Genomic DNA, 5,060 nt, shown 5'->3' with positions numbered 1-5,060 from the left:
CGGGAGGCCGCGACCGCGGCCGGACGGTCCTCCGCCTCCTCGTTGGTCGAGGTGGCCCGCGTGGCCGCCGACGCCGGCGCCGAGGCGCTCGACAGGACCACGTCACAACTGCCCGCGCTGAGCAGGGCCGGCGTCGTCGACGCCGGCGGGCGTGGGCTGCTCGTCCTGCTGGACGCCATGGTCGAGATCCTGGCGGGTCAGACCCCCGAACGGCCGGACTACTTCATCCCGAAGGACGGCGCAGAGGCGTCGTCAACGCCCGGGCACGATACGGACGAACCGCACGAGGACGCCGGGACCCGCTACGAGGTGATGTACTCCCTCACCCACTCCGACGACGCGCGCGCCGACGAGCTGCGGACCGCACTCCGGATGGTGGGAGACAGCGTGGGTGTCGTCGGCGACGGTGGCTCCGGAGCCAACGCCAGGTGGGCGGTGCACGTCCACACCGACGACATCGGCGCCGCGATCGAGGCGGCCCTGTCGCTCGGGCGGGTCACCGAGATCCGGGTGACCGACATGCTCGACCCCGCGGGCGATCGACCCGGGCAGCACCGGGCCCACGACGCCGGGGACCCGCACGGTTCGGACCAGCGAACCGGCGACCCCGGGCTGCGCAAGGTCGTCGCCATCGTGCCGGAGGGGCCTCTGGCCGACCTGTTCTCCGAGGCCGGGGCGGAGACCGTCGACCCCGGGGACGACGGGGAGGGCGTGATCGACGCGGTGCTCGCCGTCGACGCCGACGAGCTCCTCGTCCTCCCCAACGGCGAACTGTCCCGCGACCAGATCGGCGCGATCGACGCCGCGCTGCGCGACGGCGAGGGTCACGCACTGATCCTGCCGACCGGATCCGTGGTCCAGGGCCTGGCCGCCCTGGCGGTGCACGACCCCACGACCACCCTGTCGCTGGACGGGTTCTCCATGGCCGACGCCGCGGCCGGGACCCGGCACGCCCACCTGATCCGGGCGGAGCAGGACGCGCTGACCCTGGTGGGTCGGTGCACCGCCGGCGACCTGCTCGGCGTGGTGGGGCACGACGTCGCACTGATCGAGTCCGACGCGGTCGACGCGGTGTGTGCCCTCGTCGACCGGGTGCTGTCCTCCGGAGGCGAACTCGTCACCGTACTGTTCGGTGACGCCTACGACGAGGCGGCGACCGAGTCGGCGCTGTCCCGCGTGCGGTCTTCCCACCCCGACATCGAGGTGGTCGGGTACGCCGCCGGCCCCGGGCGGGCCGTGGCCCAAGTCGGGGTCGAATGACCTCTCTGGCCACCACGGACACCCCGCTCGCCGAGGTCCTCGACCCCGGGCTGGCGGAGCGCATCACCGCCGCGTTCGGGCACCGCAGCGTCGGCGACCTGTTGCACACTCTGCCGCGCCGCTACCGGCAGCACGGGCAGCGCTACGACAAGCGGGAACTGGTCGACGGCGAGCGGGTCACGGTGATCGGCAAGGTCACCACCGCGCAGACCCGCACCTACCAGACCAAGCAGCGGCAGACGCGGGAGATGCTCACGCTGACGGTGGAGGACGGCGACACCACGTTCCGGGTCGTGTTCTTCGCCGGGCGCAAGATCAAGTTCATGCTCCCGGTGGGGACGCTGGCGATGTTCGACGGCACCGTTTCCCGCTTCCGCCGGTCACTGGACCTCAAGCATCCCGAGTTCCTCGTCCTGCGTCCGGTGACCGGCCCCGGCGGCCAGCTCAAGGGGTCCGGCGACCTCGCGGCGCTGGCCCGCCTGGCCGCGGAGATCGACGCCGAGGGCGGACCGAGCCTGTTCGACCGGCCACTGCTGCCCGTGTACGCGGCCAAGGAGGGGGTCACCTCCTGGGACCTGCTCGGCGCGGTGGTCACCACCCTGCGGGCGTTGGTGCCGGTGGTCGACCCGCTCGACGACACGGTCCGGTCGGTGGCGGGCCTCATGGACCTCGACGAGGCACTGCGTAAGGCCCACCTACCCGAGAACTCCCGGGACAAGGATCGGGCCGGGTACCGGCTGCGCTTCGACGAGGCACTCGCGCTGCAGTTGCTGCTCGGCGCCAGGCGCCGGTTCGTCGCGCGGGACCCGGCGCCGGCCAGCCCGGTGCGCGGGGACGGGCTTCGCGCGGCCATGGAGGCCCGGATGCCGTTCGAGCTCACCGGCGGACAGGCGTCGGTACTGGAGGAGATCTCGGCGGACCTGACCCGTGACGAGCCCATGAACCGGCTCCTGCAGGGCGAGGTCGGCTCGGGCAAGACCGTGGTGGCGTTGTTGGCGATGCTCCAGGTGGTCGACGCCGGGCGGCAGTGCGTGATGCTGGCCCCCACCGAGGTCCTGGCGGTCCAGCACCACCGTTCACTGACTGCGATGCTCGGCGATCTCGGTGAGCGCGGCAGGTTGGGAGCGGCCGAGCAGGCCACCCGCGTGGTGCTGCTCACCGGGTCGATGTCCACGGCCCAGCGGCGCGCGGCCCTGCTCGACATCGTCACCGGGGAGGCCGGGATCATCGTGGGGACCCACGCGTTGATCCAGGACACGGTGGACTTCTTCGACCTCGGCCTGGTGGTGGTCGACGAGCAGCACCGCTTCGGCGTTCGGCAACGCGACCGACTGCGCGCCAAGGGGCGCGAGGGACTGGTTCCCCACCTGTTGGTGATGACCGCGACCCCGATCCCGCGGACCATCGCCATGACCGTGTTCGGGGACCTGGAGGTGTCCGAGCTCCAGGAGCTCCCCGGGGGGCGTCGCCCCATCTCCACCTCCGTCGTCCCGGCGAGGGAGAAGCCGCGGTGGCTCCAGCGGACCTGGGAGCGGGTGCGCGAGGAGGTGGAGGTCGGCCACCGTGCGTACGTGGTGTGCGCGCGGATCGACGCCGACGACCCCGAGAAGGGCGGCGGCGCCGACAAGGGGGGCGCCGACAAGGGGGGCGACGACGACAACGGCAGCGACCGACCGCCGGTGGCCGCTGCCGTGGACCTGCACGAGCACCTCTCCACCGGGCCCCTGGCGGGACTGAGGATCGGACTCATGCACGGCCGACTCCCGCCGGAGGAGAAGGACGCCGCCATGGCGGCGTTCGCGGCCGGCGCTCTCGACGTCCTCGTCTCCACGACTGTGATCGAGGTCGGTGTGGACGTTCCCCAGGCCACCGTCATGGTGGTCATGGACGCCGAGCGCTTCGGCGTGAGTCAGCTGCACCAGCTGCGTGGCCGCGTCGGTCGGGGCGGACTGCCCGGCCTGTGCCTGCTGGTGACCAACTCCCGCACCGGGGGTCGCTCGATGGAGCGGCTCGATGCCGTGGCGGCCACGACGGACGGCTTCGTGCTGGCGCAGTTGGACCTGGTGCAGCGCCGCGAGGGCGATGTCCTCGGGGACGCCCAGTCGGGTGCCCTCTCGGCGTTGCGGTTGCTGTCGGTGGTGGACGACGGTGAGGTGATCGAGATCGCCCGGCGCCACGCCGAACAGATCCTGGAGTCCGACCCGGGGCTGCACGCCCACCCGGCGCTCGCGGAGCGGGTCCGCCGCCTGGCCGGTTCCGAGGAATCCGACTACCTGTTCAGATACTGACCCACGACCACAGGGAAGACATGACCCGCATCATCTCCGGCCGCCTACGCGGGCTGACGATCACCGTGCCGCCGGCCGGCACCAGGCCCACCACGGACCGTGTCCGCGAGGCGCTCTACAGTGCCATCGGAAGTCGGGTCGACCTGGACGGCGCCGCCGCTCTCGACCTGTTCGCGGGCTCCGGCGCACTCGGGCTCGAGGCTGTCTCCAGGGGAGCCGACGTGGCGTGGTTCGTCGAGGAGAACCAGCGCGCGGTGGCGTGCCTGAAGAAGAACACGGCGGGCGCGTCGTCGTCGTTGTCGTCGTCGTCCTCATCGTCGTCGTCCCCGCTCCGCCTCACCGTGAAGCGCGCGGCGTTACCCGCCGCGGTCCGTGGCCGGTGCCCCCTCGAGGGCGGATTCCACCTCGTCCTGGCCGACCCCCCGTACGAGCGGTCAGCGGAGCTGGACGAACCGGTGCTGGAGGCCCTGCTCGCCGGGGGGTGGCTCGCGGAGGACGCGCTCGTCGTGTGGGAGCGGTCGAAGCGGGACCCGGCCGTGCGGTGGCCGGGCGGGTACGAGGTCGTGTTCGAGCGCACCTACGGCGAGACCGCCGTGGAGATGGCCCGGCGTGTTGATACGGTCGCCCCATGACCACCGTCGTGTGCCCAGGCTCCTTCGATCCGGTGACCCTCGGGCACCTCGACATCATCCGGCGAGCCGCCGCGCTGTTCGACGACGTGATCGTGTGCGTGGTCGCCAACCCCAACAAACAGGGCACCTTCTCGATCGACGAGCGCAAGGCGATGATCGACGAGGTCTGCGTCGACATTCCCGGGGTGCGGGTGGACAGCTTCTACGGACTGCTCGTGGACTACTGCCGCGATCAGGGTGCCACCGCGGTGATCAAGGGCCTGCGCGACTCCACCGACTACGACTACGAGTTGCCGATGGCCCACATGAACCGTTCGATCGCCGAGATCGACACCGTCTTCCTGCCCACCCGGGCCGACCTGGCGTTCGTCTCCTCCTCGCTGTGCCGCGAGGTCACCCGACTCGGCGGCGACGTGTCCCACCTGCTGCCGGAGCCGGTCGCCCGCGCCCTGACGGAGCGCCTGGGCTGACGGGGAGGGGCGGGGCAAGCGGCGTCGGCCCGCCGGACCTACCGGACACACCGCCCACGCACCGACCCGGCGACCTGTGTTGCGGGCACACTGGTGGGGCAAGAGTGACGATCCGGTGAAGGGACGAGCGTGTACCGAGTGTTCCAGGCCCTCGACGAGCTGAACGCGATGATCGAGGACGCCCGCAGTCTGCCCATGACCGCGAACTGCGTGGTGCCCCGGCACGAGTCCCTGCTGTTGCTCGACGACATCCGTGACTCGTTCCCCGGCGAACTCGACGACGCCCAGGACGTGCTGGACCAGCGCGACAGGGTGCTCGCGGAGGCCGATGCCACCGCCCGCGAGACGGTCGCCGCCGCCGACGCCGAGGCGGACCGCACCCTGCGCGAGGCGCGCGAGGACGCGGACGC

General features: G+C 71.9%; 4 protein-coding genes and 1 pseudogene. All 5 read left to right on the top strand.

What is annotated here, in order from left to right; genetic code table 11:
• Positions 1-1,260: fatty acid kinase subunit FakA-related protein (locus tag G6024_RS11735; RefSeq protein WP_159148775.1), on the top strand; the 1,260-nt coding region annotated here is incomplete at its 5' end.
• Positions 1,257-3,548 (top strand): ATP-dependent DNA helicase RecG, encoded by a 2,292-nt coding sequence (recG, locus tag G6024_RS11730; RefSeq protein ID WP_159148774.1) that lies wholly within the window; start codon positions 1,257-1,259, stop codon positions 3,546-3,548. The genes G6024_RS11735 and recG, both read left to right, overlap by 4 nt.
• 20 nt (positions 3,549-3,568) lie before the next feature.
• Positions 3,569-4,180, top strand: coding sequence for a 16S rRNA (guanine(966)-N(2))-methyltransferase RsmD (gene rsmD / locus G6024_RS11725; protein ID WP_159148773.1), 612 nt, complete (start codon positions 3,569-3,571; stop codon positions 4,178-4,180).
• Positions 4,177-4,650 (top strand): pantetheine-phosphate adenylyltransferase, encoded by a 474-nt coding sequence (coaD, locus tag G6024_RS11720; protein WP_159148772.1) that lies wholly within the window; start codon positions 4,177-4,179, stop codon positions 4,648-4,650. Before rsmD ends, coaD begins: the two co-directional genes overlap by 4 nt.
• A 129-nt stretch (positions 4,651-4,779) precedes the next feature.
• Positions 4,780-5,060: pseudogene (locus G6024_RS11715) on the top strand (DivIVA domain-containing protein); the annotation flags it as partial.

Origin of the sequence: Dietzia maris (assembly GCF_014144855.1) — a bacterium.
GTDB lineage: Bacteria > Actinomycetota > Actinomycetes > Mycobacteriales > Mycobacteriaceae > Dietzia > Dietzia kunjamensis.
The sequence above is the reverse complement of the archived record's forward strand: the minus strand, read 5'-3'. Positions and strand labels throughout refer to the sequence as shown.

Excerpts from the sequence above, each read along its gene's own strand:
- coaD (WP_159148772.1), top strand. The coding sequence starts at position 4,177 with ATGACCACCGTCGTGTGCCCAGGCTCCTTCGATCCGGTGACCCTCGGG.
- rsmD (WP_159148773.1), top strand. The coding sequence starts at position 3,569 with ATGACCCGCATCATCTCCGGCCGCCTACGCGGGCTGACGATCACCGTG.
- recG (WP_159148774.1), top strand. The coding sequence starts at position 1,257 with ATGACCTCTCTGGCCACCACGGACACCCCGCTCGCCGAGGTCCTCGAC.